The sequence below is a fragment of the Burkholderia sp. BCC1644 genome, assembly GCF_902833225.1.
Lineage (GTDB): Bacteria > Pseudomonadota > Gammaproteobacteria > Burkholderiales > Burkholderiaceae > Burkholderia.
Genome location: NZ_CADFEI010000005.1, coordinates 428,774 through 455,344 on the forward strand (window position 1 = coordinate 428,774; position 26,571 = coordinate 455,344).

The following is a 26,571-nucleotide window of genomic DNA, read 5'->3' on the forward strand; positions in this document are numbered from 1 at the left end:
GCGGGGCTTTCTTGTTGGAGCCTGCGGTGCGATCAGGTCCCGCCGTTCGGCGTATTGGCTGCCGTCAGGCGCTCGCTGCCACCGGCGTCGAGCCAGTTGCGCAGGCGCGATGCGTCGGCGAAGCGCGAGTACTTGCCGAACGAGTCGAGCAGCACCATCACCATCGGCCGGCCATGGATCGTCGCCTGCATCACGAGGCATTCGCCTGCTTCGTTGATGAAGCCCGTCTTCTGCAGGCCGATGTCCCACGAGCCGTTGCCGCGGATCAGCGCGTTCGTGCTGTTGTACGCGAGATTGCGCTTGCCCGTGTACACCTCGTAGCTGCGATCGGTCGAGAACTGGCGGATCATCGGGTACTGATACGCGGCATTGACCATCTTCACGAGGTCACGCGCACTCGACACGTTCGAGCTCGACAGGCCGGTCGAATTCTCGAAGTGCGTATCGGCCATGCCGAGCGTCTTCGCCTTCGCGTTCATCGCGGCGATGAATGCCGGACGGCCGCCCGGGTAGTAACGCGACAGCGCGGCAGCCGCGCGGTTTTCCGACGCCATCAGCGCGATGTGCAGCATGTCCTCGCGCGACAGCACCGAGCCGACCGACAGGCGCGAGCCCGTGCCCTTCTCGTAGTCGCGGTCTTCGTCGGTGACTTCGATCTGATCGGTCATCGGCGCCTTCGCGTCGAGCACGACCATCGCCGTCATCAGCTTCGAGATCGACGCGATCGGCACGACGGCGTGCGAATTCTTGTCGAACAGCGGCTCGCCGGAATTCTGGTCGACGACGTACGCGACGCTCGAGCGCAGCGCGAGCGCGTCGGGCGTGTCGTGCAGGCCGAACGCCTGGCCGACCGTCGGCCGGCGCGGCTGGAACGCGACCTTGCGGACCGCGCCGCGATGGCCGCCATGCAGGTTGTTCGCCGCGAGCGTCACGCGCTTTCGCGACGCCTTCGCGCGCGGCGCATCGGCCGCAGCGACCTTGGCGGATTTGTCGGACGTCGCCTTTGCCGACTTCTTCTTCGCTGACGAAGCAGGAGCGACGGCCTTTTTCTTGGCGGCTTGTTGGGTCTTCGCGGTAGCGGCAAAGGCGTCAGCAGGCGCGACGGACGCGGTGGTCGCCAGCAAGGCGACTGCGACCGACACAGCCGTGCCGAGCGTCATGCTCTGCAACAATCTGCGCGGTGAAAACGATTCGGCTTTCATTGGGGTCTGGACAAAGCGGGCGGGAGGTTTCCGCAAGTGTAGTTAAAGCTGAAAAAAAGAGCAATATTAGGCACTTACCGATCGTCGTTAAACCGGAATGTAAGGGTCGGTCAACCTCAGACCAATTGACCCTCCCGCTCCCATCGAAAAAACTCATGGGTGCACTGCCCGACAGCGCCCGTCTCCCGATTACCACACGGTTAATTGAGATAACGTCACTTTGGAGGCGATTTAAAGCGGGGAAACTACGTATCCGGTGCTCGGCGTGCCAAGGGCGCCGGTCTCGACCGTGGCGGCGGCACGTCGCCACGGCACGCGCATCGAAACAGCGCGTTTTTCGACAGGAACAGAAGGATAACGTTCCATGGGCCTGTCAGGTTTACCTGTGCATGATCATGGTGCGCCACGCTTGCCCCGCGGTCGTGCGCACCATCTGGGATCGCGCATGAAACCGATTCCGGACGGCCACGATAACTCGTTGTTTTATCGATAATTTGTCGCGATTGTGCAACGCACAAAAAATACTTGACATCCGTTTTCTCTGCCCTAAAATACGCCTCATTGCTGCGTTGCACAAAGCACGCGCATCCGAGGTTCCCCGTCGTAGTGCCCCTTACCCTGCGATCGACGCGATCGCTTTTCAGGAGCTGGACATGTCCTTGCTGACCCCCGAGCAAATCGCCGCTGCACAGAAAGCCAACCTCGAAAGCCTGTTCGGTCTGACGACCAAGGCATTCGAAGGCGTCGAAAAGCTGATCGAACTCAACCTGCAAGTCGTGAAGTCGACGCTGGCCGAAGGCCAGGAAAACGCACAGCGCCTGCTGTCGGTGAAGGACGCTCAGGAACTGATCGCACTGCAAGCCAGCCTGTCGCAGCCGGTCGCTGAAAAGGTGCTGTCGTACGGCCGTCACCTGTACGAAATCGCATCGTCGACGCAAGCCGAGTTCGCGAAGGTTGCCGAAGCGCAATTCGAAGAGCAGAACAAGAAGGTCCAGGCACTCGTCGACAACGTCGCGAAGAACGCCCCGGCCGGTTCGGAAACGGCTGTCGCCGCGCTGAAGTCGGCACTGAACGCTGCGAACACGACGTACGAAACGGTTCAGAAGGCCACGAAGCAAGCCGTCGAAATCGCTGAAACGAACTTCAACGCCGCTGCTGCCGTCGCAACGAAGGCTGCAACCGCCGCTGCTGCACGTCGTTCGAGCAAGCCGGCCGCGTAAGCGTCCCCCGCTCCTGAAAGAGCCGCGCCCAGCGCGGCTTTTTCGTTTCTGGCGCCGGAACGTGCGCGCACGGCCCGCCACTCGCCTCGTTCGATCAAGCGTTCTGATCGCAGCATCGGCCGCAGACAAAAGAAAACGCCGCCGCCCGGATTACCCGGGCGGCGGCGTTTTTTCGTGGCCGGCGCATGGCCGGCCGTGCCGGTCGCGTTACTTCTTGCGTTGCGGCGGCAGGTCCGTACAAACGCCTTCGTACAGTTCGGCGGCCATGCCGACCGATTCGCCGAGCGTCGGGTGCGGATGGATCGTCTTGCCGATGTCTTCCGCGTCCGCGCCCATCTCGACGGCAAGGCACACTTCGCTGATCAGGTCGCCTGCGTTCAGGCCGACGATCGCGCCACCGATCACGCGATGGGTTTCCTCGTCGAAAATCAGCTTCGTGAAGCCTTCGTCACGTCCGTTCGCGATCGCGCGGCCCGAAGCGGCCCACGGGAACACGGCCTTGCCGTACTTGATGCCTTCGGCCTTGCACTGGTCTTCCGTCTTGCCGGCCCACGCCACTTCAGGATCGGTGTACGCCACCGACGGGATCTGCAGCGCGTCGAAGTACGCCTTCTCGCCGTGCGCGGCTTCCGCTGCGACGTGGCCTTCATGCACGGCCTTGTGCGCGAGCATCGGCTGGCCGACGACGTCGCCGATCGCGAAGATGTGCGGGACGTTCGTGCGCATCTGCTTGTCGACGTCGATGAAGCCGCGATCCGTGACCGCGACGCCGGCCTTGTCGGCACCGATCTTCTTGCCGTTCGGGCTGCGGCCCACCGCGACGAGCACGAGGTCGTAGCGCTGCGCTTCCGCCGGCGCCTTCTCGCCCTCGAACTTCACGTAGATGCCGTCTTCCTTCGCTTCCGCGCCGACCGTCTTGGTCTTCAGCATCACGTTGCCGAAGCGCTTCGCGTTGTACTTTTCCCAGACCTTCACGAGATCGCGGTCCGCGCCCATCATCAGGCCGTCCATCATTTCGACGACGTCGATCTCGGCGCCGAGCGTCGAGTACACCGTCGCCATTTCGAGGCCGATGATGCCGCCGCCGATCACGAGCATGCGCTTCGGCAGCTGGCGCAGTTCGAGTGCGCCCGTCGAATCGACGACGCGCGGGTCTTCCGGCATGAACGGCAGCTTCACGGCTTGCGAGCCCGCAGCGATGATCGCCTGCTTGAACTTGACGACCTTCCTGCCGTTTTCGCCCTGCACTTCCATGTGGAACGGATCGACGAATGCGCCGACGCCGGTGACCACTTCGACCTTGCGTGCCTTCGCCATGCCGGCGAGGCCCGTCGTCAGCTTCTTGACGACGCCGCCCTTGAAGTCGCGCAGCTTGTCGAGATCGACCTGCGGCTTGCCGAACGTGATGCCGTGCGACGCGAGCGCCGCGGCCTCCTCGACGACGAGCGACGTATGCAGCAGCGCTTTCGACGGAATGCAACCGACGTTCAGACACACGCCGCCGAGCGTCGAGTAGCGTTCGACCAGCACGGTCTTCATGCCGAGGTCGGCTGCGCGGAACGCGGCCGAGTAACCGCCGGGGCCGGCGCCGAGCACGAGCATGTCGCACTCGATGTCGGCGGCGCCTGCGTAGCTGCCGGCTTGCGGCGCGGGCGCCGGAGCGGCGGCCGGTGCCGGCGCGGCGGCGGGCTTCGCTGCTTCGGGTGCTTTCGCGGGAGCGGCGGCACCGGCTGCTGCTTCGACGATGGCGATGACGGTGCCTTGCGAGACTTTCTCGCCGGCTTTGACCTTGATTTCCTTGACGGTGCCGGCGACGTCGCTGGGCACTTCCATGGAGGCTTTATCGGATTCGAGCGTGATGAGCGTTTGCTCTTTTTCGATCACGTCGCCGGGTTTCACATTGACTTCGATGACATCGACACCGCTGAAATCGCCGATATCCGGAACCTTGACTTCGATGAGACTCATTACTGTCCCCTTCTTGATTAGCTGCAGACAGAGGGGGGAGAAACCCGCGGAAGAACCCATTACCACGACTACGGCCTGACAAGAGCACGCGACGTTGGGCAGAACCACCTTTGCCGTCCGCCCAAGGACGCGCCTTTCTTTTGGTTACTTTTCTTTGGAAGACAAAGAAAAGTGACCGCCGCCCCGCGCAGGGGCGACGCCAATAGACCGTTAGCGAAACAGGTTCAACGAAGAGGCGTGGATGACCGACACAAAACCCACGCCCCCGCGAGCCACTCCCACGCTCATCAAAGAGCGATGCGCCGGAAATCGCCGAGCAACGCGCCGAGATACGCATTGAACCGCGCGGCTTCCGCGCCATCGATCACGCGATGGTCATACGACAGCGACAGCGGCAGCATGAGACGCGGCACGAACTGCTTGCCGTCCCACACCGGCTTCATCTGCCCGCGCGACAACCCGAGGATCGCCACTTCCGGTGCGTTGATGATCGGCGTGAAGTTCGTGCCGCCGATCCCGCCGAGCGACGAGATCGAGAAGCAGCCGCCCTGCATCTGGTCCGGCTTCAGCTTGCCTTCGCGCGCGGCCTTCGACAGGTCGCTCATTTCCTTCGCGATGTCGACGAGGCCCTTCTTGTCCGCATCGCGGATCACCGGCACGACGAGGCCGTTCGGCGTATCGGCCGCGAAACCGACGTGGAAGTACTGCTTGAACACGAGGTTGTCGCCGTCGAGGCTCGCGTTGAAGGTCGGGAATTTCTTCAGTGCGGCGACGACTGCCTTGATCACGAACGCGAGCATCGTGAACTTCACGCCCGCCTTCTCGTTTTCCTTGTTCAGCTGGACACGCAATGCTTCGAGCTCGGTGATGTCCGCTTCGTCGTTGTTCGTGACGTGCGGGATCATCACCCAGTTGCGATGCAGGTTCGCGCCCGAGATCTTCTTGATGCGCGACAGCGGCTTCGCCTCGAACGGGCCGAACTTCGAGAAGTCGACCTTCGGCCACGGCAGCAGGTTCAGCTCGCCGCCGCCTGCCGGCGCGGCTGCCGCGCCCGGTGCCGCGCGCTGGCCCGTCATCACGCCCTTCACGAAGCCCGTGACGTCTTCCTTCGTAATGCGGCCCTTCGGACCCGAACCCTGCACGCGTGCGACTTCGACGCCGAGTTCGCGCGCGAACTTGCGTACCGACGGCGACGCGTGGCTGGCGCGGTATTCACCCGACGGCGCGGCGGCCGGTGCGGCGGCAGCCGGTGCCGGCGCAGCCTTCGCGGGCGCCGGTGCAGCGGCCGGCGCCGGCGCGGCAGCGGCCGGAGCCGGTGCGCTCGCCTGCGGGGCGGCAGCCGCTGCGCCTGCGGCTTCGAGCAGCACGATCAGCGTGCCTTCCGATACCGAATCGCCCACCTTGACCTTGATTTCCTTCACGACGCCGGCGGCCGGGCTCGGCACGTCCATCGTCGCCTTGTCCGACTCGAGCGTGACGAGCGACTGCTCCTTCTCGACCGTGTCGCCGACCTTCACGCCGATCTCGATGACCGGAACGTCCTTGTAGTCGCCGATGTCGGGCACCTTCACTTCGAGCGTGCCGCCGGCTGCTGCCGGGGCGGCTGCGGCCGGGGCCGGCGCTGCAGCCGGAGCCGGAGCGGCGGCCGGCGCAGCCGCGCCATTGGCCTGCGCCGCGGCGCCGCCCTCGAGCAGGATGATCAGCGAGCCTTCCGACACGGAATCGCCCACCTTGACCTTGATTTCCTTCACGACGCCGCCTACCGGGCTCGGGACGTCCATCGTCGCCTTGTCGGACTCGAGCGTGACGAGCGACTGCTCGGGCTCGACCGTATCGCCGACCTTCACGCCGATCTCGATCACCGGCACGTCCTTGTAATCGCCGATATCCGGCACCTTCACTTCGATCGCTTGACTCATCTGTTTCTGTCTCCATGGCCACGCGCGCTCCTCGCGGGAGCGACGCGCGGCATCACACGGCGTGTGCGTTAAACGGTCATCGGGTTGGGCTTGGACGGATCGAGGTTGTACTTGGCGATCGCGTCCGCGACCACCTTGCGCTCGATCGTGCCTTCGTCGGCCAGCGCGTTGAGCGCGGCGACGGTGACCCAGTGACGGTCGACCTCGAAGAAGTGACGCAGCTTCTCGCGGGTATCCGAGCGGCCGAAGCCGTCGGTGCCCAGCACGACGAAGCGGCGATCGATCTGGCCGCGGATCTGGTCGACCAGCGCACGGACGTAGTCGGTCGATGCGATGACCGGGCCCTGCGTGTCCTTCAGGCACTTCTGCACGTGCGACAGGCGACGCTCTTCGGTCGGATGGAGCAGGTTCCAGCGTTCGACCTGGTGACCTTCACGCGCGAGCTCGGTGAAGCTCGGCACGCTCCACAGGTCGGCAGCGACGCCCCAGTCGTTCTTCAGCAGGTCGGCCGCAGCGATCACTTCGTTGAAGATCGTGCCCGCGCCGAGCAGCTGGACGCGCGGCGCCTTCTTGTCGGCGTCGGCCTTCTTGAACGCGTACATGCCCTTGATGATGTCGGCCGCCACGTGCTCGCCCTGCGGAATCGCCGGGTGCTCGTAGTTCTCGTTCATCACCGTGACGTAGTAGTACACGTCTTCCTGGTCCTGCACCATGCGACGCAGGCCGTCCTGGATGATCACGGCGAGTTCATAACCGAACGTCGGGTCGTAGCTCACGCAGTTCGGCACCGATGCCGCCCACAGGAGCGAGTGGCCGTCTTCGTGCTGCAGGCCTTCGCCGTTCAGCGTCGTGCGGCCCGCGGTACCGCCGAGCAGGAAGCCGCGCGAACGCATGTCGCCTGCGGCCCATGCGAGGTCGCCGATCCGCTGGAAGCCGAACATCGAATAGAAGATGTAGAACGGCACCATGATCTCGCCGTGCGTCGAGTACGACGTCGCCGCCGCAATCCAGTCGCACATGCCGCCCGCTTCGTTGATGCCTTCCTGCAGGATCTGGCCGGTTTCCGATTCCTTGTAGAACATCAGCTGGTCGGAATCTTCCGGCACGTACTTCTGGCCCTGCTGGTTCCAGATACCGATCTGGCGGAACAGGCCTTCCATGCCGAACGTGCGCGATTCGTCCGGGACGATCGGCACGACGCGCTTGCCCAGCGCCTTGTCCTTCAGCAGGATGTTCAGGATCCGCACGAACGCCATCGTCGTCGAGATCTCGCGCCCTTCGCCCGTGCCCTTCAGCAGCGGCTCGAATACATCGAGCGCCGGCACCGGCAGCGACGTCGCCTTCTCGCGGCGGTGCGGCAGGTAGCCGCCGAGGTCCATGCGCTGCTTGCGCATGTATTCGAGTTCCTTCGAGCCTTCCTCGAACTTCAGGTACGGCACGTCGGCGATCTGTTCGTCGGTGATCGGCAGGCGGAACTGGTCGCGGAACTTCTTCAGTTGCTCGACCGGCAGCTTCTTCTGCTGGTGCGTGATGTTCATCGCCTGGCCCGACTCGCCCATCCCGTAGCCCTTGATGGTCTTCGCGAGAATGACGGTCGGCGCACCCTTCGTGTGCGTGGCTTCGTGGAACGCCGCGTAGATCTTGTGCGGATCGTGGCCGCCGCGGTTCAGCGCCCAGATGTCGTCGTCCGACCAGTCGGCGACGAGCGCCTTCAGTTCAGGCGTATTGAAGAAGTGCTCGCGCACGAACGCGCCCGACTCCGACTTGTACGTCTGGTATTCGCCGTCGACGACTTCCATCATCCGGCGCATCAGCGCGCCCGACTTGTCGCGTGCGAACAGCGCATCCCAGCGGCTGCCCCAGATGACCTTGATCACGTTCCAGCCGGCGCCGCGGAACTCCGATTCGAGCTCCTGGATGATCTTGCCGTTGCCGCGCACCGGGCCGTCGAGACGCTGCAGGTTGCAGTTGATCACGAACACGAGGTTGTCGAGCTTTTCGCGGCTCGCCATCCCGATCGCGCCGAGCGATTCCGGTTCATCCGTCTCGCCGTCGCCGAGGAATGCCCATACCTTGCGGCCTTCCGTCTTCGTGATGCCGCGCGCTTCCAGGTACTTCATGAAGCGCGCCTGGTAGATCGCCATGATCGGGCCGAGGCCCATCGACACGGTCGGGAACTGCCAGAAGTCCGGCATCAGCCACGGGTGCGGGTACGACGAAATGCCGTTGCCGTCGACTTCCTGGCGGAAGTTGTCGAGCTGTTCTTCCTTCAGGCGGCCGAGCAGGAACGCGCGCGAGTACACGCCCGGCGACGAGTGGCCCTGCACGAACACGAGATCGCCGCCGTGCTGGTCGGACGCTGCGTGCCAGAAGTGGTTGTAGCCGACGTCATAGAGCGTCGCGGCCGATGCGAACGATGCGATGTGGCCGCCGACGTTCGTGTCCTTGCCTGCGCGCAGCACCATCGCCAGCGCGTTCCAGCGCGTGTACGAACGGATGCGGTGCTCGAGGTCCTGGTCGCCCGGGATCTTTGCCTGGGCGCCGACCGGAATCGTGTTGATGTACGGGGTGTTGGCGGAGAACGGCAGGTGTTCGCCGTGCATGCGGGCGAACTCGATCTGCTTTTCGATCAGGTAATGCGCGCGGCCGGTGCCCACGGAGGAGATCACGCCATCGAGCGACTCCAGCCACTCGACGGTTTCTTGCGGGTCGTCGTCACGTTCGGCGGCGACATATTTCATCACTTCGTTCGGTACAGCGGACATTCTCGTCTCCTGGGTCCTGGAATGTGAGGATCGCTCTCGTGCAGACGTCGCGACGCGGCCGGCTGCGGGCAAGCTCCAGCGGATTGTAATGAGCGTGCACGGGCCTGCGCAACAAAATTTTCGAATTGTGAGATCTTTTCTCGCAATGCGGAATATTGCTGCGCTGCACCCATATTTCGGGGCGCTCCGGCACGCCGCGGCGGAACAAATCCGTTTCCGTTCAACATATCCGGTATAGGTTTTCCATGTATTGCGCTGCGCTACAATCCTGCCATGTTGACCGATCGGCTTTTCGCACGCTCGGCGCGACCGTCGGGCCCGCCGGCGGAGTCGCAGCCGTCCCGTTGGCACCACGGACCGTGGTGGTCCAATTCCTATTTGCTGACGCCGCTGCTGTCGATCCTGGTGTTCCTCGTGGTGATGAGCCTCATCCTGTGGAGCCTCAATCGCCGCGAACAGCAACAGCAGGAAGACACCCTCTTCCGTAACGTCGCGTGGGCGCAGCAGCAGATCCGCCTGTCGATGACGGGCGCGCAGGAACAGCTGCAGGCGCTGTCGCGCGATCTCGCGTCGGGCCGCCTCGACCAGAACGCGTTCCAGATGGCCGTCGCGGACGTGATGCAGACGCATCCGGAAATCCTCTACCTGAACTGGTACACCGCACCCGGCGTGCAGCGCTGGCCGACCGTGCATCCGCCGCTGCTCGGGCAGCGGCTCGCGAAGCCCGGCGACGCACAGATGCAGGACGCCGTGCGCGGCGCGTACGACGAAGCGCGCAGCACGCGCCGCCAGGCCTACTCGCCGCTGATCTACGACGACTTCGGCAACGGCTTCATCACGCTGCAGACGCCCGTGATGCGCGGCGACCGCGAATATCTCGGCTCGATCGCCGCGGTGTTCTCGGTCGAAGGCATCCTGAAGCACGACATCCCGCAGGAACTGTCGTCGAAGTACAAGATCTCGATCACCGACTCGAACAACCGCGAGCTGTCGTCCACGTCGACACGCCCGCGCCTGCCGCGCGACTCGCACTACGACCTGCCGCTCGATCCGCCCGGCCAGGGGCTGACGGTGCGCGTGTACGCCTTCCCGCAGCTCACGAACCTGACCAACAACACGCTCGTGTGGCTCGTGGCCGGCCTGTCGTGCTTCGTGCTGTGGAGCCTCTGGAGCCTGTGGAAGCACACGCGCCAGCGCTTCGAGGCGCAGCAGGCGCTGTACGCGGAAGCGTTCTTCCGCCGCGCGATGGAAAACTCGGTGCTGATCGGCATGCGCGTGCTCGACATGCACGGCCGCATCACCCACGTGAACCCCGCGTTCTGCCGGATGACCGGCTGGGACGAAACCGACCTCGTCGGCAAGGTCGCGCCGTTCCCGTACTGGCCGCGCGACGCGTACCCGGAAATGCAGCGCCAGCTCGACATGACGCTGCGCGGCAAGGCGCCGAGCTCGGGCTTTGAACTCCGCGTGCGGCGCAAGAACGGCACGCTGTTCCATGCGCGCCTGTACGTGTCGCCGCTGATCGACAGTTCGGGCCGCCAGACCGGCTGGATGTCGTCGATGACCGACATCACCGAACCGAAGCGCGCGCGCGAGGAACTCGCGGCCGCGCACGAGCGCTTCACGACGGTGCTCGAAAGCCTCGACGCCGCGGTGTCGGTGCTGGCCGCCGACGAAGCCGAGCTGCTGTTCGCGAACCGCTACTACCGCCACCTGTTCGGCATCCGCCCGGACGGCCATCTCGAGCTGTCGGGCGGCGGCTTCGACCGCGCGCAGGCATCGTCCGACTCGATCGACATGGTCGACGCGTTCGCGGGCCTGCCGGCCGCCGCGCTGACGAGCAGCACGGCGGACGCGCAGGAGGTGTACGTCGAGAGCATCCAGAAATGGTTCGAAGTGCGCCGCCAGTACATCCAGTGGGTCGACGGCCACCTCGCGCAGATGCAGATCGCGACCGACATCACGACCCGCAAGAAGGCGCAGGAACTCGCGCACCAGCAGGAAGAGAAGCTGCAGTTCACGAGCCGATTGATGACGATGGGTGAAATGGCGTCGTCGATTGCTCACGAACTGAATCAGCCGCTCGCCGCGATCAACAACTACTGCTCGGGCACGCTCGCGCTCGTCAAGAGCGGCCGCGGCACGCCGGAGACGCTGCAGCCCGCGCTGGAAAAGACCGCGCAGCAGGCGTTGCGCGCCGGGATGATCGTCAAGCGGATCCGCGAATTCGTGAAGCGCAGCGAGCCGAAACGCCAGCCGGCGCGGGTTGCGGACATCGTCGCCGACGCAGTCGGGCTTGCCGAAATCGAGGCCAGGAAGCGCAGGATCCGGATCGTCACGGAAATCCTCGCAAGAATGCCTATTATTTATGTCGACCCCGTGCTGATCGAGCAGGTGTTGATGAACCTGATGAAGAACGCGGCCGAGGCGATGGCCGACGTGAAGCCGGCGTCGGCGGACGGCGTGATCCGCGTCGTCGCCGACATCGATGCGGGCTTCGTCGACATCCGCGTGATCGACCAGGGTCCGGGCGTCGACGAGGCAACCGCCGAACGCCTGTTTGAACCGTTTTACAGCACCAAGTCCGATGGCATGGGCATGGGGCTGAACATCTGCCGTTCGATCATCGAATCGCATCGGGGGCGTCTGTGGGTGGTCAACAACGTCGAGCCGGATGGCCGCATTTCCGGCGCGACGTTCCACTGCAGCCTGCCCATTGGGGAACCCGCTGATCTCGGCCAAGGGGGGCGCGAGGCATCGGCATCACATACCGTTACGGGAGAACTATGAATAGCCCTGTCACCACCACTCAGGAAACCGTCTTCGTCGTCGACGACGACGAGGCCGTACGGGACTCGCTGCGCTGGCTGCTGGAGGCGAACGGCTATCGCGTGCAATGCTTCTCGAGCGCGGAGCAGTTCCTCGATGCATACCAGCCGGCGCAGCAGGCCGGCCAGATCGCGTGTCTGATCCTCGACGTGCGGATGTCGGGCATGAGCGGTCTCGAGCTGCAGGAACGCCTGATCGCCGACAATGCCGCGCTGCCGATCATCTTCGTCACGGGTCACGGCGACGTGCCGATGGCCGTGTCGACGATGAAAAAGGGTGCGATGGACTTTATCGAGAAACCGTTCGACGAAGCCGAGCTGCGCAAGCTCGTCGAGCGGATGCTCGACAAGGCCCGAAGCGAAAGCAAGAGCGTCCAGGAGCAGCGTGCGGCGAGCGAACGCCTGTCGAAGCTGACCGCGCGCGAGCAGCAGGTGCTCGAACGCATCATCGCGGGCCGCCTGAACAAGCAGATCGCCGACGATCTCGGCATCAGCATCAAGACGGTCGAAGCGCACCGCGCGAACATCATGGAAAAGCTCAACGTCAACACGGTCGCCGACCTGCTGCGCCTCGCGCTGTCGAAGAAGCAGGCCTGAGCGTCTTCAGCGGCCGCGGCGGCGCTGCCCGCCCGGCCCGCAACCGGCGCTTGCCGCCCCGCGCGATGCGGCCCACTCGCGCGGCGGCAGCCTTTCCTCCCGGCGCACGAGTGCCGCGGTCATGACGCTTCCCGCTGATTCCCTGTCGGACGGCAGCAGGCGAACGGTATAATTGCGTGCTTTGCTGCGGCGCCCGCGTGCCGTACGCCCGCATTCCAACTTCCCGGCAGGACCCACCACCATGACAGCCCTCCTCATCGACGGCAACGCCCTTTCGAAGACCCTGCGCGGTCAGGCCGCCGAACGCGCCGCCGCCCTGACCGCACGCGGCCACCAGCCCGGTCTCGCGGTGATCCTCGTCGGCGAGAACCCGGCGAGCGAAGTCTATGTGCGCAACAAGATCAAGGCGTGCGAGGACAACGGCTTCTTCTCGCTGAAGGATGCGTACCCGGCCACGCTGTCGGAAGCCGGCCTGCTCGCGCGCATCGACGAACTGAACCGCGACCCGAAGATCCACGGCATCCTCGTCCAATTGCCGCTGCCCGCGCATATCGACAGCCACAAGGTGATCGAGGCGATCGCGCCGGAGAAGGACGTCGACGGCTTCCACGTCGCGAACGCCGGCGCGCTGATGACCGGCAAGCCGCTGTTCCGCCCGTGCACGCCGTACGGCGTGATGAAGATGTTCGAGGCGCACGACATCGCGCTGCAGGGCGCGAACGCGGTCGTGATCGGCCGTTCGAACATCGTCGGCAAGCCGATGGCGATGATGCTGCTCGACGCCGGCGCGACCGTGACGATCTGCCACAGCAAGACGCGCGACCTCGCCGCGCACACGCGGCAGGCCGATATCGTGGTCGCCGCGGTCGGCAAGCGCAACATCCTGACCGCCGACATGGTGAAGCCGGGTGCGACGGTGATCGACGTCGGCATGAACCGCGACGACGCCGGCAAGCTGTGCGGCGACGTCGATTTCGCGGGCGTGAAGGAAGTGGCCGGCCACATCACGCCGGTGCCGGGCGGCGTCGGCCCGATGACCATCACGATGCTGCTGATCAACACGATCGAAGCGGCCGAGCGCGCCGCCGACGCGGCCGCCTGACCCCCTGCCCGTTCAGCCGGCGCGCGGTTCCGTGCGCCGGCGTCTCGCCAGCCGCATCGCCGCGGCTGCACCGCGCCGGTCGCCCGCTGCCGGTCGCCCGCCGCCGGTCGCCCGCATCCGCCCCTGCGTCAATCGCGTCATTAGAAACTAACGATTGGAAAGCGCGCGATGCGCCCCAATAATGTCGGTATCGGGCGCCATCGCGCCCCGCCGCCGTTACCCTTTTCATCCCGGTTCATCCGGCAACAGACAGGGAGTCTTATGTCCGCCAGCGCCAACACCAATCCGCTCCTCGACTTCTCCGGCCTGCCCCGTTTCGGCGAGATCCGCCCGGAACACGTGACGCCCGCGCTCGATACGCTGCTCGACGCAGCCAGCCGCGCGGTCGAAGCCGCGAGCGCAAGCGCGACGCCGTCGACCTGGGCCGCCGTCGTCGAGACGGTCGAGCACGCGACGGAGCCGCTCGGCCGCGCATGGGGCATCGTCGGCCACCTGAACGCGGTCGCCGACACCCCGGAACTGCGCGCCGCCTACGGCGAAAACCTGCCGCGCGTGACCGAGTTCTGGTCGAGCGTCGGCCAGAATCTCGCGCTGTACGAGAAGTACAAGGCGATCGCCGCGAGCGCCGAATACGCGACGCTGTCGGCCGAGCGCAAGAAGATCCTCGACAACGCGCTGCGCGATTTCCGCCTGTCGGGCGCCGAACTGCCCGAAGACCAGAAGCCGCGCTTCGCGGAACTGCAGGAACAGCAGGCCGCCCTGTCGAAGGCGTTCTCCGACCACGTGCTCGACGCGACCAACGCGTACGCGTACTTCGTCAATGCCGAAGCCGACCTCGCCGGCCTGCCCGGCGACGCGATCGAAGCCGCCCACGAAGCCGCGCAGAAGGACGGCAAGGACGGCTGGAAATTCACGCTGCACTTCCCGTCGTACTTCCCGGTGCTGCAGTACGCGGACAACCGCGCGCTGCGCGAGACGCTCTATCGCGCCTATGCGACGCGCGCATCGGAGCTCGGGCCGCAGTACGGCGACGGCAAGGCCGAATGGGACAACACGGCGATCGTCGCCGACGAGCTGAAGCTGCGCCGCGAAGAGGCGCAGATGCTCGGCTACCGCAACTTCGCCGAAGTGTCGCTCGCGCCGAAGATGGCCGAATCGCCGCAGCAGGTCATCGCGTTCCTCGAGGATCTCGCGACGCGCGCGCGCCCGCACGCGGACAAGGACTGGGACGAGCTGCGCGCATTCGCCGCGAAGGAACTCGGCCTGACCGAACTCGCGCCGTGGGACGTTGCATACGCGGCCGAAAAGCTGCGCCAGCAGCGCTACGCGTTCTCGGAAAACGAGGTGAAGCAGTACTTCCCCGAGCCGGCCGTGCTGAAGGGCCTGTTCACCGTCACCGAGACGCTGTTCGGCGTGCGGATCAAGGCGGACGACGCGCCGGTATGGCACAAGGACGTGCGCTTCTTCCGCGTCGAGAACCGCGACGGCTCGCTCGTCGCGCAGTTCTATCTCGACCTGTACGCGCGCGAAGGCAAGCGCGGCGGCGCATGGATGGACGACGCACGCTCGCGCGCGAAGCGCGGCAGCGGCGTGCAGACGCCGGTCGCGTACCTCACCTGCAACTTCTCGGCACCGATCGGCGGCAAGCCCGCGTGCTTCACGCACGACGAAGTCATCACGCTGTTCCACGAGTTCGGCCACGGGCTGCACCACATGCTCACGCGCGTCGACGAGCTCGGCGTGTCGGGCATCAACGGCGTCGAATGGGATGCCGTCGAGCTGCCGTCGCAGTTCATGGAGAACTTCTGCTGGGAATGGGACGTGCTGTCGTCGATGTCGTCGCACATCGATACGGGCGCCACGCTGCCGCGCGAGCTGTTCGACAAGATGATCGCCGCGAAGAATTTCCAGAGCGGGCTCGGCACGCTGCGCCAGATCGTGTTCTCGATGTTCGACATGCTGCTGCACGTCGACTTCGACCCGGCCGGCGCCACCGGCGTGACCGCATTCGCGCGCGAGATCAACGAGCGCTATCACGTGATCCCGCAGGCGGCATTCTCGCGCTGGCCGAACACGTTCAGCCACATCTTCGCGGGCGGCTATGCGGCCGGCTACTACAGCTACAAGTGGGCCGAGGTGCTGTCGGCCGACGCGTACGCGGCATTCGAGGAAGCGGCCGCCAAGAGCGGCAGCGTGCTCGACGCGGCCACCGGCACGCGCTATCGCCGCGAGATCCTCGAGGTCGGCGGCAGCCGCCCGGCGATGGATTCGTTCAAGGCGTTCCGCGGCCGCGAGCCGGAAATCGATGCGCTGTTGCGCCACAACGGGATGGCCGCGCCCGCGCACTGAGCGCGCCGCCCGGCCCTTCCGGTCGCATCGACAGGCACCGCTTCGGCGGTGCCTTTTTTCATGGCGCGGGCGCGTCGTCGTCGAACAGCGAGAACTGCCCGTGCCGCTCGGCCGTGTCCTCGTCGATGCGCACGCCGACGCCGAGCAGCCGCACGGCCTGCGCGCGCCGCTGCAGCCCCTTCGCGAGCAGCGTGACGGCCGTCTCCGCGTTCGTCGCGTCGGCCACGCATTCGACCGTCGTGCGCTGGAAATCGGCGAAGCGGATCTTCACGTACAGCTTGCGGATCGACCGCGCGGCGCCTGCGCGCTCGACGCGCGCGTCGAGCTGCACGACGAGACGGCGGATCTCGTCCGCGCATTGCTCGAGCGTCGTCAGGTCGGTCACGTAGGTCGTCTCGACGCTGACCGACTTGCGCTCCTGATCGGCCTGCACGGGCCGTTCGTCGATTCCGCGCGCCAGTTCGTACAGCCGCCGCCCGAATGCGCCGAACTCGCGGTGCAGGTCGATCAGCGGCCAGTCGCGCAACTGCGCGCAGGTCTGGATGCCGAGCCTGTCGAGCCGCGTGGCCGTCACCTTGCCGACGCCGTGCAGCTTGCGCACCGGCAGCGCCGCGACGAACGCGTCGATTTCGTGCGGCCGCACCACGAACAGGCCGTCGGGCTTGTTCCAGTCCGACGCGATCTTCGCGATGAACTTGTTCGGCGCGACGCCGGCCGACACGGTCACGCCGACCGTGTCGAACACGCGCTGGCGGATCTCGCGCGCGATCAGCGTCGCACTGCCCTGGCAGCGGTCCGACCCGCTGACGTCGAGGTACGCCTCGTCGAGCGACAACGGCTCGACGTCGGGCGTGTAGTCGCGATAGATCGCCATGATCTGCCGCGACGCCGCGCGATACTTGTCCATCGCGGACGGCAGGATCAGCAGGTCCGGGCACTTGCGCATCGCCAGCGCCGACGACATCGCCGAATGCACGCCGTAGCGCCGCGCCTCGTAGTTACAGGTCGCGATCACGCCGCGCTGGTCGGGCCGACCGCCGACCGCGAGCGGCCGGTTGCGCAACGACGGGTCGTCGCGCATCTCGACCGATGCGTAGAAACAGTCGCAGTCGCAGTGAATGATCTTGCGCGTGCGTGGCAGCGCGTCGCCCGGCGGCGGCACGTGCGGATCGGCAGGCGGAATGATGGTCGGGTTCACGGTGCCGATACTGTACAAAAACACAGTGCCGGTTTCAACTGTCGCGTGCGGCCGCGCCCGGCTGCGCCGTACCGGCCCGCTTTGCGCGGATCGTACCGGCCGGGTGCCGGCAGCCGCGCCTATACTCGTCTGCCGCGAAACACGAAACGGGAAGGTGACGGATGAAGACGATCGGACTGATCGGCGGCATGAGCTGGGAATCGTCGGCCGAGTACTACCGGATGATCAACCGGCACTCGAAGGCGCTGCACGGCGGCCACCACAACGCGAAGAGCGTGCTCGTCACGGTCGATTTCGCGGAAATCGAAGCGCTGCAGCGCACGCACGACTGGGCGGCGCTCGGCGAGCGGATGGCCGATGCGGCACGGCAGCTCGAAGCGGCCGGCGCCGACCTCGTCGTGCTGACGACCAATACGATGCATCGCGTGCACGCTGCGATCGAAGCCGCGGTGATGCTGCCGTTCCTGCACATCGCCGATCCGACCGGCAGCGCGCTGCGCGACGCAGGCGTCGAGCGCGTCGCGCTGCTCGGCACGCGCTACACGATGGAGCTGCCGTTCTATGCGGAGCGGCTGCGCGACAAATTCGGGATGGACGTGCTCGTGCCGGACGAACGCGGGCGCGACGACGTGCACCGGATCATCTACGACGAGCTGTGCCACGGCGTCATCACGGCGGAATCGCGTACGACCTATGTGTCGATCATCGAGGAACTGGCGCAGCGCGGCGCGCAGGCCGTGATCCTCGGCTGCACGGAGATCACGCTGCTGATCGGCGCGGACGATTCGCCGCTGCCGGTGTTCGACACGACCGCGCTGCATGCGAAGGCGGCCGTGGAGTGGGCGGCGCGATAACCGCGACGACGATTTCGGGCACAGAAAACAAAAAACCCGGCACGAGGCCGGGTTCCTGTCGACGAAGCGCGCATCGGTCATTTGCGCTGCACATCGTCTGGTGTGCTTGGTTGCGGGGGTAGGATTTGAACCTACGACCTTCGGGTTATGAGCCCGACGAGCTGCCAGACTGCTCCACCCCGCGTCAGAGAAATAAATTATAGGGTGATGAAGTACTCACGTCAACACTTTTGTCACAATTTCTTCTCTCCCCTTCCAGATAGCATGCCGCGCCCCCTGCTCCGCGTCGCGCAAGCGCGCGTTCGCACCGCATGCTCGCGGTAAGATGGCGGCCTTCGCATTCACGCCGCACACACACTCCCGTTCATGAAAATCGCCACCTGGAACGTCAACTCGCTCAACGTCCGCAAGCAGCACGTGCTCGACTGGCTCGTACAAAGCGGCACCGACGTGCTGTGCCTGCAGGAACTGAAGCTGTCCGACGAGAAATTCCCGCGCGCCGATCTCGAGGCGGCCGGCTACCGCAGCTGGTTCACGGGCCAGAAGACCTACAACGGCGTCGCGATCCTCGCGCGCGAGTCGCTGACCGTCGACGAATCCGACGTCGTGCGCAACATCCCCGGCTTCGACGATCCGCAGCAGCGCGTGGTCGCCGCGACGGTCGACGGCGTACGCATCGTGTCCGCGTACTTCCCGAACGGCCAGGCGCCCGACTCCGACAAGTTCGTCTACAAGATGCAATGGCTCGACGCGCTGCAGGCGTGGCTGCGCACCGAGCTGCAGCGCTTCCCGAAGCTCGCGCTGCTCGGCGACTACAACATCGCGCCGGAAGACCGCGACGTGCACGATCCCGCGAAATGGGAAGGCCAGAACCTCGTGTCGCCGCAGGAGCGCGCGCACTTCGCGCAACTGATCGAGCTCGGCTTCGTCGATGCGTTCCGCCGCTTCGAGCAGCCCGAGAAGACCTTCACGTGGTGGGATTACCGGATGATGGCGTTCCGTCGCAATGCCGGGCTGCGCATCGACCACATCCTGCTGTCGCCGGCGCTCGCCGAGACCTGCACGTCGTGCGAAGTCGATCGCACGCCGCGTACGTGGGAACAGCCGTCCGACCACACGCCCGTCGTCGCGGTCGTCGGCTGATCGTCCAATCCGCCCGCGCGCTCAGCGCCGCGCGGGCGCCGGCCCGAGATGGGCCCACAGGAAGCCGAACTCGGCCGCATCGGCCTCCGCACGCTCCAGATCGTCGGCACTGCCGTGGCCGCCGTCGGTGTTCTCCCAGTACCACACCCGTTCGTGACCCAGCGCATGCATGCACGCGGCCATCTTGCGCGCATGCGCGGGATGCACGCGGTCGTCGCGCGTCGACGTCGTCAGCAGCAGCGGCGGATACACGACACCTTCGCGCACGCGGTGATACGGCGAGTACGCAGCCAGCGCCGCGCCCTCGCGCGGATCGTCCGGGTCACCGTATTCGTCGAGCCATGCGGCGCCCGCGTGCAGCTTCGGATAGCGCTGCATGTCGAGCAGCGGCACACGGCACAGCACCGCGCCGAACAACTCCGGCCGCTGCATCATGCACGCGGCGACCAGCAATCCACCGTTGCTGCCACCCTCGATCCCGAGCTGCGCGGCGGTCGTCACGCCGGTCGCGGCGAGATCCCCGGCTACCGCGAGGAAGTCGTCGAACGAGCGCTGCCGGTGCTCGCGCTGCGCGTCGACGTGCCAGCGCGGTCCGAACTCGCCGCCGCCGCGGATATGCGCGAACGCCATCACGCCGCCACGTTCGAGCCACCCGATACCGAACGCGTCGCTGTAGCCCGGCAGGTTCGGAATCGCAAAGCCGCCATAGCCCGACAGCAAACACGGCCGCGCGACGCGCGTGGCGCCTTCGGCAGGATCGAGTGCATCGCGCGGCCCGATCAGCGTGTACGGCACCACCGTGCCGTCCTGCGAACGCGCGCTGGCGCGGCGCACGACGAGCCCGGCCGCATCGAACTGCACCGGCGGCCGGTCGAGCAGCACGCGGCGCGACGGCGCATCGTCCGCGCGATCGGCCAGGTCGGCCAGCCAGCATTCGGGCGGATCGAGATAGGTGTCGACATCGACGTACACCTCGTCGTTCAGCGTTGCCTCGACGGGCTCGACGTCGATCTGCGCGTCGCCCACCCACTCGAACGGCCGCGCATCCCACGTCCACGTACCGTCGTCGGCCTGTCGCGGTTGCCACAGCATCGTGCGGCTGTGCACGTCGTCGAGCCAGCTCGCGATCAGCGTCGTGCGCGTGTGCGTCCACGTGCACGCGGACGTCGTCGGCTGCGGCGCGAACAGCGTCGTGAATGCGCGCGCCCCCGTGAGGAATGCCTGCTCGCGGATCGCGAGCAGCGAGCCGCCCGCATGCCGCACACCGTCGCAGTCCCAGTCGAGGCGCGGCTCCAGCACGAGCCAGCCTTCCCAGAACCCGACCTCGACATGCGTCGGCACGTCGTAGCGTGCCCACTCGCCCGCTTCGGTCGGCCAGTACGCGTGCGCATCGAAGAAGTCGACGCTGCGCCACGCGACGTGCCGGTTGTCGATCGGATCGAACCACGCGCCCGCGCTGATGTCGTCGGGTTCGCCGCTGAAGACGACAGGCGCATCGGCGAGCGCCGTGCCGCGCACCCAGCGCAGCGCTTCATACGGATAACCTGCCGCGGTCGCATGCGCTTCGCCGCGATCCCAGCTCACGTAGACGGTGTCGCGGTCGATCCAGCCGACCGTATGATGACCCGGCTCGTCGATCGTGAAGCCGCCGTCGACGAAACGGCGTTCGACGAGATCGAATTCGCGCACGACGACCGCGTCGGCGCCGCCCGGCGACAGCGACAGCAGCGCGCGATCGCCGTCCGGATACAGGATCGCGTCCTGCTCGAACACCCACGACTCGCCCTCCTCGGCACCGAGCGCGTCGACGTCGAGCAGCGTTTCCCATACAGGCTGACCGGCACGCCAGTCGTCCCAGCGCGTACGGCGCCACAGCCCCTTCGGATGGAGATCGTCCTGCCACAGGTCGTACGCCCAGTCGCGCCAGCGGGTCGGAATCACCGGGCGTTCGCGCGGCAGGTACGCTTTGGCGAGACGCGCAGTCAGCGCGCGATACGCGTCGTCGTCGCGCAGCACGGCGCGCGTGCGCGCATTCTGCTCGTCGACCCACGTGCGGGCACGCTTGCTGTCGAGCGATTCGAGGAAACGGAACGGGTCGGCCCCGGCGGGCCAGCGGAAGGAATCGGACATTGAGGATCGGCGGAATGGCAAACGGCGTGCAAACCGCGATTATGTCCGATCGCGGCATGCGCGACGCCCGCGCATGCCGCAAATCGTGCTCAGGGCTCCAGGTGGAGTTCCTGGATCTTGCGCGTGATCGTGTTGCGGCCGATGCCGAGCCGCTCCGCGGCCTCGACCTTGCGACCGCGCGTGAAGTCGAGCGCCTCGCGGATCACGGCCGCCTCGAAGCGGCGCGCGAGCTCGTCCATCACGTCGGCCGAATTCTCGCGCAACAGCCGCGCGACTTCGGTGCGCAGGCCATGCTCCCACAGCGGGTAGCCGGCCGGCGCACTGCCGTTCGGCGCGGCCGCGACGGGCGCGCTCGCGACCGGCATTGCACCGATCGCGGGCGGCACGGCCGGCGCGCTGCCGGGCGCATCCGCGCCGTCACCCGTCGCGACGACCGGCGCACCGGCCGGCACGAGGTCGGGCGGCAAGTCCTTGATCTCGACCGTCTGCGCGGGCGCCATCACGGTCAGCCAGTTCGCGAGGTTCTCGAGCTGCCGCACGTTGCCGGGAAACGCGAGCGACGTCAGGTACGCGAGTGCGTCGTCGGACACGCGCTTCGGCTCGACGCCGAGATCGCGCGCGCTCTTCTGCAGGAAGTGGCGCGTGAGCAGCGCAATGTCCTCGCTGCGTTCGCGCAGCGGCGGCAGGCGCAGCCGGATCACGTTGAGCCGGTGGTAAAGATCCTCGCGGAACAGCCCCTGCCGCACGCGCGACTCGAGATTCTGGTGCGTCGCGGCGATCACGCGCACGTTCGCGCGCAGCGGGTTGTGGCCGCCGACGCGATAGAACTGCCCGTCCGACAGCACGCGCAACAGGCGAGTTTGCAGGTCGAACGGCATGTCGCCGATTTCGTCGAGGAACAGCGTGCCGTTCTCGGCCTGCTCGAAGCGGCCCTGCCGTGTCGTCTGCGCGCCGGTGAACGCGCCGCGCTCATGGCCGAACAGCTCGGATTCGAGCAGGTCCTTCGGAATCGCCGCCGTGTTCAGCGCGATGAACGGCCCGTTCGCGCGCGGGCTGTGGCGATGCAGCGCGCGGGCGACGAGTTCCTTGCCGGTGCCCGACTCGCCGGTGATCAGCACGGTCGCGGCCGAATGCGACAGGCGGCCGATGGCGCGGAACATGTCCTGCATCGCCGGCGCCTGGCCGAGCATCTCGGGTGCTTCGGCCACGCGCTCGTCCTGCGGCGCGCCGCCGCGCAGGCTTTCTTCCACCGCGCGGCGGATCAGCTCGACGGCCTTGTCGACGTCGAACGGCTTCGCGAGATATTCGAACGCGCCGCCCTGGAACGCCGCGACGGCGCTGTCGAGATCGGAGAATGCCGTCATGATGATGACGGGCAGGCCCGGCAGGCGCTCGTGCATCGCCTGCAGCAACTCGAGGCCCGAGCCGCCCGGCATCCGGATGTCGGACACGAGCACCTGCGGCGTCTCGTGGTCGAGCGCGGCCAGCGCGTCGCGCACGTTCGCGAAGCTCTTCGTCGCGAAGCTGTCACGGGCGAGTGCCTTTTCAAGCACCCAGCGGATCGATTGGTCGTCGTCTACTATCCAGATCGGCTTCATAGGTCGGTCAGGTTTGGGTGAATCCGGTGAATCGCAATGTCGCCGCTCAATGGTCGAGCGGCAGCAGAATCTGAAATTCGGTACGTCCGGGCCGGCTTTCGACCTCGATCATCCCGTCGTGCTGCTGCACGAACGTCTGCGCGAGCGTGAGGCCGAGACCGCTGCCGTCTTCGCGCCCGGACACGAGCGGATAGAAGATCCGGTCGCGGATCTCTTCCGGAATGCCGGGCCCGTTGTCGATCACGTGCAAGTCCAGTGCCAGCCGGTACAAGCGCTTCGCGATCGTCACCTTGCGCGCGATGCGCGTGCGCAATTCGATCTTCGCGTCGCCCTGCGCGATCCGCTCGCGCAGCGCCTGCGCCGCATTGCGCACGATGTTGAGCAGCGCCTGGATCAGCTGCTCCTTGTCGCCGCGCAGGTCCGGCACGCTTACGTCGTAGTCGCGCTCGATCGTGAGCCCGCGCGGGAATTCCGCGAGCATCACCGCGCGCACGCGTTCGCACACTTCATGAATGTTCACGTCGCCGACGATGTGCGGATGCCGGTGCGGCTCCAGCAACCGGTCGACGAGCGTCTGCAGGCGATCGGACTCCTTGATGATCACCTGCGTGTATTCGCGCAACTCGCCGCGCTCGCGCTCGCCCAGCTCGAATTCGAGCAGCTGGGCTGCGCCGCGAATGCCGCCGAGCGGGTTCTTGATCTCGTGCGCGAGGTTGCGGATCAGCTGCTTGTTGACCGCGGTCAGGTCGTGGATCCGCTCTTCCCGATCGGTGCGCGACTGCCGTTCGTTCTCGAACAGCTCGACGAGCACGAAATCGGGCGAGGTCTCGAGGAAGCCGACGATCGCGTGGACATGCAGCGGTTCGCGGCCGGGCCGGTCGAGCACGGTATCGAGGTGCGTCGCGTGAAAGCGTTCCTCGCCGATCGCGGTGATCGTCGACGCCAGCTCGTTCGCGTTCGGAAAAATCTCGCCCCACGGCCGCTGCGCGAGCTGCCGGCGCGAGATGTCGAGCATCGCCTCCGCCGACGGGTTCGCGAACGCGATCCGCAGCGTCTTGCGGTCGAGCACGATCACGACCGTCGGCAGCGCTTCCAGCCCCGCCAGCAGGCCCGAGCGTGCGAGCCGCTCGTCGTCCGTCAGTCGCTCGGGCTGCCCCGTTTTCGCCTTGATCAGATTCTTCAGAACCATCTGCGTGCTTGTCGCGCCTCACCGGGCCAGAAAATGAAAATCACCGGAACAAAAAAGGGACGGCCGGACGCCGTCCCCTTTCAGACTCCGCCGCTCCCGCCGCAAGCCGCGCGACGGGAACGAACCGGCAAAACGGCGCTGAATCGAAGCGCCATCGCCGATTAGAGCGAGTAGTACATCTCGAACTCGATCGGGTGCGTCGTCATGCGGAACTTCGCCAGCTCCTGCTCCTTCAGCGCGAGGTATGCATCGAGCATGCCGTCCGTGAACACGCCGCCGCGCGTCAGGAACTCGCGATCCTTGTCGAGCGCTTCGAGTGCCTGGTCGAGGCCCGCGCAGACGGTCGGGATCTTTGCATCTTCTTCCGGCGGCAGGTCGTACAGGTTCTTGTCCGCTGCTTCGCCCGGATGGATCTTGTTCTGGATCCCGTCGAGACCGGCCATCATCAGCGCCGTGAAGCACAGGTACGGGTTCGCCATCGGATCCGGGAAGCGCGTTTCGATACGGCGGCCCTTCGGGTTCGACACGTGCGGAATGCGGATCGATGCCGAACGGTTACGCGCCGAGTAAGCGAGCTTGACCGGTGCTTCGAAGTGCGGGACCAGACGCTTGTACGAGTTCGTCGTCGGGTTCGTGATCGCGTTCAGTGCACGGGCGTGCTTGATGATGCCGCCGATGTAGAACAGCGCCAGTTCCGACAGGCCGGCGTAGCCGTTGCCCGCGAACAGGTTCTGGCCGTCCTTCCAGATCGACTGGTGAACGTGCATGCCCGAACCGTTGTCGCCGACGACCGGCTTCGGCATGAACGTCGCCGTCTTGCCGTACGAGTGCGCGACGTTGTGGATGATGTACTTCGACCATTGCGTCCAGTCGGCGCGCTCGACCAGCGTCGAGAACTTCGTGCCGATTTCGTTCTGGCCCTGGCCCGCCACTTCGTGGTGGTGCACTTCGACCGGGATGCCGAGCTGTTCGAGCAGCAGGCACATTTCCGAGCGCATGTCCTGGAACGTGTCGACCGGCGCGACCGGGAAGTAGCCGCCCTTCGTGCCCGGACGGTGGCCCGTGTTGCCGCCTTCGAATTCCTTGCCTGCCGACCACGGTGCTTCTTCCGAGTTGATCTTCACGAAGCAGCCCGACATGTCCGTGTTCCACTGGACCGAGTCGAAAATGAAGAATTCCGGTTCCGGACCGAAGTAGGCCGTGTCGCCGATGCCCGTGCTCTTCAGGTACGCTTCGCCGCGCTTCGCGAGCGAACGCGGATCGCGCTCGTAGCCCTTGCCGTCGGCCGGCTCGACCACGTCGCAGGTCAGCACGAGGGTCGACTCTTCATAGAACGGGTCGACGAACGCTGCGTTCGGGTCCGGCATGAGCAGCATGTCCGACGCCTCGATGCCCTTCCAGCCCGCGATCGACGAACCGTCGAATGCATGGCCGCTTTCGAACTTGTCCTCGTCGAACGCCGAAACCGGCACCGACACGTGCTGTTCCTTGCCGCGCGTGTCCGTGAAGCGGAAATCGACAAACTTGCAGTCCTCGTCCTTCACGAGTTGCATGACGTCGGCGACGGTTTTACTCATAACCTCTTCTCCTGATTGAACAATTCCGGCGGACTGGGAACCGCCTCGTTTATCGAGCTGACCGGGGTCTTGCTTTGGCGCAGCGCGCCCCGATTCGACCGAATTCTATATAGCAGCTTCCGTGCCATCTTTGCGAACGACGGGCACAAATCGCGCCAGAGCTCGCCACGAAAGGGCTGTGCTGCGCGATTCCGGGGCCTTGCGCCGCACCGGTCGCTCGCCGGAAGCACTCCAATGGTGCAATCACGGCAGCCTGCCGCAGCCACCGAATCATTCTGGTGCATGCGCACCATTCTGCACTCTTTTGGTGAACGCGTGGGCCACGCGTGCACCGCACCGCATGCGGGCGTCCGTGCCGCGACGCCGCGCTAGAATGGTCGTTTGACCGATACGGAGACTCCCTGCCATGAGTACGCTCGACCAGCTTTACGCGAAGGCCGACGAACGCCGCGCACAAAACGCGCTCAATTACGCCGGCGCGCTGCTGCCGGTCGAGGCCTTCGAGCTGCTGCAGCTCGACCCGTCCGCGCGCCTCGTCGACGTGCGCACGCGCGCCGAACTCGACTGGATCGGCCGCCCGCTCGTCGGCGACGGCCAGTATCTGCACCTCGAATGGACGCGCTACCCGGGCGGCGTGCCGAACGCCGAATTCGTCAACGAACTGCAGGCGGCCCTCCCGGCCGATACGCCGATCCTGTTCCTGTGCCGCAGCGCCGCGCGCTCGAAGCTCGCCGCGGTCGCGTCCGCACAGGCCGGCTTCACGAAGGCGTTCGATCTGCTCGAAGGCTTCGAGGGCGCCAAGGACGCCGAAGGCCACCGCAAGACGGTCGACGGCTGGTGCTTCCGCAAACTGCCGTGGATAGGCGCCTGACGGCGCACGACGCTCACCGGCTACGACAACCTCATCGTCGAGCCGGGCGATGACATGCCGA

Annotated in this window: 17 protein-coding genes and 1 tRNA gene; 8 read left to right on the forward strand and 10 right to left on the reverse strand. The window is 66.0% G+C overall.

Annotated elements, in window-relative coordinates:
* Positions 1-32 precede the first annotated feature (32 nt).
* On the reverse strand, positions 33-1,202 hold the full coding sequence (pbpG, locus tag HWX87_RS13010; protein ID WP_176047467.1) for a D-alanyl-D-alanine endopeptidase: 1,170 nt from the start codon (positions 1,200-1,202) through the stop codon (positions 33-35).
* 653 nt (positions 1,203-1,855) lie between these two features.
* Between pbpG and HWX87_RS13015 the strand changes: the two genes are divergently transcribed.
* Positions 1,856-2,422, forward strand: a complete 567-nt coding sequence (locus HWX87_RS13015; RefSeq protein WP_006481973.1) for a phasin family protein — start codon at positions 1,856-1,858, stop codon at positions 2,420-2,422.
* Positions 2,423-2,629: 207 nt separating this feature from the next.
* Here HWX87_RS13015 and lpdA read toward each other — a convergent pair whose 3' ends face one another.
* The 3 genes from lpdA to aceE form a co-directional block, all read right to left on the reverse strand.
* Complete coding sequence (gene lpdA, locus HWX87_RS13020; RefSeq protein ID WP_176047468.1) at positions 2,630-4,390, reverse strand: dihydrolipoyl dehydrogenase; 1,761 nt, start codon at positions 4,388-4,390, stop codon at positions 2,630-2,632.
* 287 nt (positions 4,391-4,677) lie between these two features.
* Entirely contained in the window at positions 4,678-6,309 is a 1,632-nt protein-coding gene (gene aceF, locus HWX87_RS13025; RefSeq protein WP_176047469.1) for a dihydrolipoyllysine-residue acetyltransferase, read from the reverse strand.
* Positions 6,310-6,377: 68 nt separating this feature from the next.
* A complete protein-coding gene (aceE, locus tag HWX87_RS13030; RefSeq protein WP_176047470.1) occupies positions 6,378-9,074 on the reverse strand; it encodes a pyruvate dehydrogenase (acetyl-transferring), homodimeric type in 2,697 nt (898 codons plus the stop codon).
* Positions 9,075-9,347: 273 nt separating this feature from the next.
* On the opposite strand from aceE, the gene fixL reads away from it, so the two are divergent.
* The 4 genes from fixL to HWX87_RS13050 all read left to right on the forward strand — a co-directional run bounded on the left by fixL (position 9,348) and on the right by HWX87_RS13050 (position 15,950).
* Positions 9,348-11,864: an oxygen sensor histidine kinase FixL gene (gene fixL, locus HWX87_RS13035; RefSeq protein ID WP_176047471.1), complete on the forward strand. Its 2,517-nt coding sequence runs from the start codon at positions 9,348-9,350 to the stop codon at positions 11,862-11,864.
* Entirely contained in the window at positions 11,861-12,499 is a 639-nt protein-coding gene (fixJ, locus tag HWX87_RS13040; protein WP_006493245.1) for an oxygen response regulator transcription factor FixJ, read from the forward strand. The genes fixL and fixJ overlap by 4 nt, the downstream gene beginning before the upstream one ends.
* 241 nt (positions 12,500-12,740) lie before the next feature.
* Positions 12,741-13,601 carry a bifunctional methylenetetrahydrofolate dehydrogenase/methenyltetrahydrofolate cyclohydrolase FolD gene (gene folD, locus HWX87_RS13045; RefSeq protein WP_176047472.1) on the forward strand — a complete coding sequence of 287 codons (861 nt, stop codon included), beginning with the start codon at positions 12,741-12,743 and terminating at the stop codon, positions 13,599-13,601.
* Between the two features lie 261 nt (positions 13,602-13,862).
* Positions 13,863-15,950 carry a M3 family metallopeptidase gene (locus HWX87_RS13050; protein ID WP_176047473.1) on the forward strand — a complete coding sequence of 696 codons (2,088 nt, stop codon included), beginning with the start codon at positions 13,863-13,865 and terminating at the stop codon, positions 15,948-15,950.
* A 58-nt stretch (positions 15,951-16,008) separates the two neighbouring features.
* Here the strand turns inward: HWX87_RS13050 and dinB are convergent, their stop codons facing one another.
* The gene (dinB, locus tag HWX87_RS13055; protein WP_176047474.1) at positions 16,009-17,172 is read right to left on the reverse strand and encodes a DNA polymerase IV; all 1,164 of its coding nucleotides are present in this window, start codon (positions 17,170-17,172) and stop codon (positions 16,009-16,011) included.
* Between the two features lie 137 nt (positions 17,173-17,309).
* Between dinB and HWX87_RS13060 the strand changes: the two genes are divergently transcribed.
* Positions 17,310-18,002, forward strand: coding sequence for an aspartate/glutamate racemase family protein (locus HWX87_RS13060; protein ID WP_176047475.1), 693 nt, complete (start codon positions 17,310-17,312; stop codon positions 18,000-18,002).
* A gap of 107 nt (positions 18,003-18,109) precedes the next feature.
* Here HWX87_RS13060 and HWX87_RS13065 read toward each other — a convergent pair.
* Positions 18,110-18,186: transfer RNA gene (locus tag HWX87_RS13065), tRNA-Met, on the reverse strand.
* A 182-nt stretch (positions 18,187-18,368) separates the two neighbouring features.
* Between HWX87_RS13065 and xth the strand changes: the two genes are divergently transcribed.
* Complete coding sequence (gene xth / locus HWX87_RS13070) at positions 18,369-19,145, forward strand: exodeoxyribonuclease III (RefSeq protein ID WP_176047476.1); 777 nt, start codon at positions 18,369-18,371, stop codon at positions 19,143-19,145.
* A gap of 21 nt (positions 19,146-19,166) precedes the next feature.
* Here xth and HWX87_RS13075 read toward each other — a convergent pair whose 3' ends face one another.
* The 4 genes from HWX87_RS13075 to glnA form a co-directional block, all read right to left on the reverse strand.
* Complete coding sequence (locus HWX87_RS13075; protein WP_176047477.1) at positions 19,167-21,275, reverse strand: prolyl oligopeptidase family serine peptidase; 2,109 nt, start codon at positions 21,273-21,275, stop codon at positions 19,167-19,169.
* Positions 21,276-21,364: 89 nt separating this feature from the next.
* Positions 21,365-22,873, reverse strand: a complete 1,509-nt coding sequence (gene ntrC, locus HWX87_RS13080) for a nitrogen regulation protein NR(I) (RefSeq protein ID WP_176047478.1) — start codon at positions 22,871-22,873, stop codon at positions 21,365-21,367.
* Positions 22,874-22,919: 46 nt separating this feature from the next.
* The gene (gene glnL, locus HWX87_RS13085) at positions 22,920-24,062 is read right to left on the reverse strand and encodes a nitrogen regulation protein NR(II) (RefSeq protein WP_176047479.1); all 1,143 of its coding nucleotides are present in this window, start codon (positions 24,060-24,062) and stop codon (positions 22,920-22,922) included.
* Between the two features lie 161 nt (positions 24,063-24,223).
* The gene (glnA, locus tag HWX87_RS13090; RefSeq protein WP_014896606.1) at positions 24,224-25,639 is read right to left on the reverse strand and encodes a type I glutamate--ammonia ligase; all 1,416 of its coding nucleotides are present in this window, start codon (positions 25,637-25,639) and stop codon (positions 24,224-24,226) included.
* A 406-nt stretch (positions 25,640-26,045) separates the two neighbouring features.
* Here glnA and HWX87_RS13095 point away from each other — a divergent pair, with 406 nt between their 5' ends.
* Complete coding sequence (locus HWX87_RS13095; protein WP_176047480.1) at positions 26,046-26,510, forward strand: rhodanese-like domain-containing protein; 465 nt, start codon at positions 26,046-26,048, stop codon at positions 26,508-26,510.
* Positions 26,511-26,571 lie beyond the last annotated feature (61 nt).

What these genes read in the sequence shown, in the direction of transcription:
- glnL (WP_176047479.1), bottom strand. Translation starts at nt 24,062, where the DNA reads ATGGTTCTGAAGAATCTGATCAAGGCGAAAACGGGGCAGCCCGAGCGA.
- lpdA (WP_176047468.1), bottom strand. Translation starts at nt 4,390, where the DNA reads ATGAGTCTCATCGAAGTCAAGGTTCCGGATATCGGCGATTTCAGCGGT.
- HWX87_RS13015 (WP_006481973.1), top strand. Translation starts at nt 1,856, where the DNA reads ATGTCCTTGCTGACCCCCGAGCAAATCGCCGCTGCACAGAAAGCCAAC.
- HWX87_RS13095 (WP_176047480.1), top strand. Translation starts at nt 26,046, where the DNA reads ATGAGTACGCTCGACCAGCTTTACGCGAAGGCCGACGAACGCCGCGCA.
- HWX87_RS13050 (WP_176047473.1), top strand. Translation starts at nt 13,863, where the DNA reads ATGTCCGCCAGCGCCAACACCAATCCGCTCCTCGACTTCTCCGGCCTG.
- fixJ (WP_006493245.1), top strand. Translation starts at nt 11,861, where the DNA reads ATGAATAGCCCTGTCACCACCACTCAGGAAACCGTCTTCGTCGTCGAC.
- xth (WP_176047476.1), top strand. Translation starts at nt 18,369, where the DNA reads ATGAAAATCGCCACCTGGAACGTCAACTCGCTCAACGTCCGCAAGCAG.
- fixL (WP_176047471.1), top strand. Translation starts at nt 9,348, where the DNA reads ATGTTGACCGATCGGCTTTTCGCACGCTCGGCGCGACCGTCGGGCCCG.
- pbpG (WP_176047467.1), bottom strand. Translation starts at nt 1,202, where the DNA reads ATGAAAGCCGAATCGTTTTCACCGCGCAGATTGTTGCAGAGCATGACG.
- aceF (WP_176047469.1), bottom strand. Translation starts at nt 6,309, where the DNA reads ATGAGTCAAGCGATCGAAGTGAAGGTGCCGGATATCGGCGATTACAAG.
- HWX87_RS13075 (WP_176047477.1), bottom strand. Translation starts at nt 21,275, where the DNA reads ATGTCCGATTCCTTCCGCTGGCCCGCCGGGGCCGACCCGTTCCGTTTC.
- glnA (WP_014896606.1), bottom strand. Translation starts at nt 25,639, where the DNA reads ATGAGTAAAACCGTCGCCGACGTCATGCAACTCGTGAAGGACGAGGAC.
- HWX87_RS13060 (WP_176047475.1), top strand. Translation starts at nt 17,310, where the DNA reads ATGAAGACGATCGGACTGATCGGCGGCATGAGCTGGGAATCGTCGGCC.
- ntrC (WP_176047478.1), bottom strand. Translation starts at nt 22,873, where the DNA reads ATGAAGCCGATCTGGATAGTAGACGACGACCAATCGATCCGCTGGGTG.
- aceE (WP_176047470.1), bottom strand. Translation starts at nt 9,074, where the DNA reads ATGTCCGCTGTACCGAACGAAGTGATGAAATATGTCGCCGCCGAACGT.
- folD (WP_176047472.1), top strand. Translation starts at nt 12,741, where the DNA reads ATGACAGCCCTCCTCATCGACGGCAACGCCCTTTCGAAGACCCTGCGC.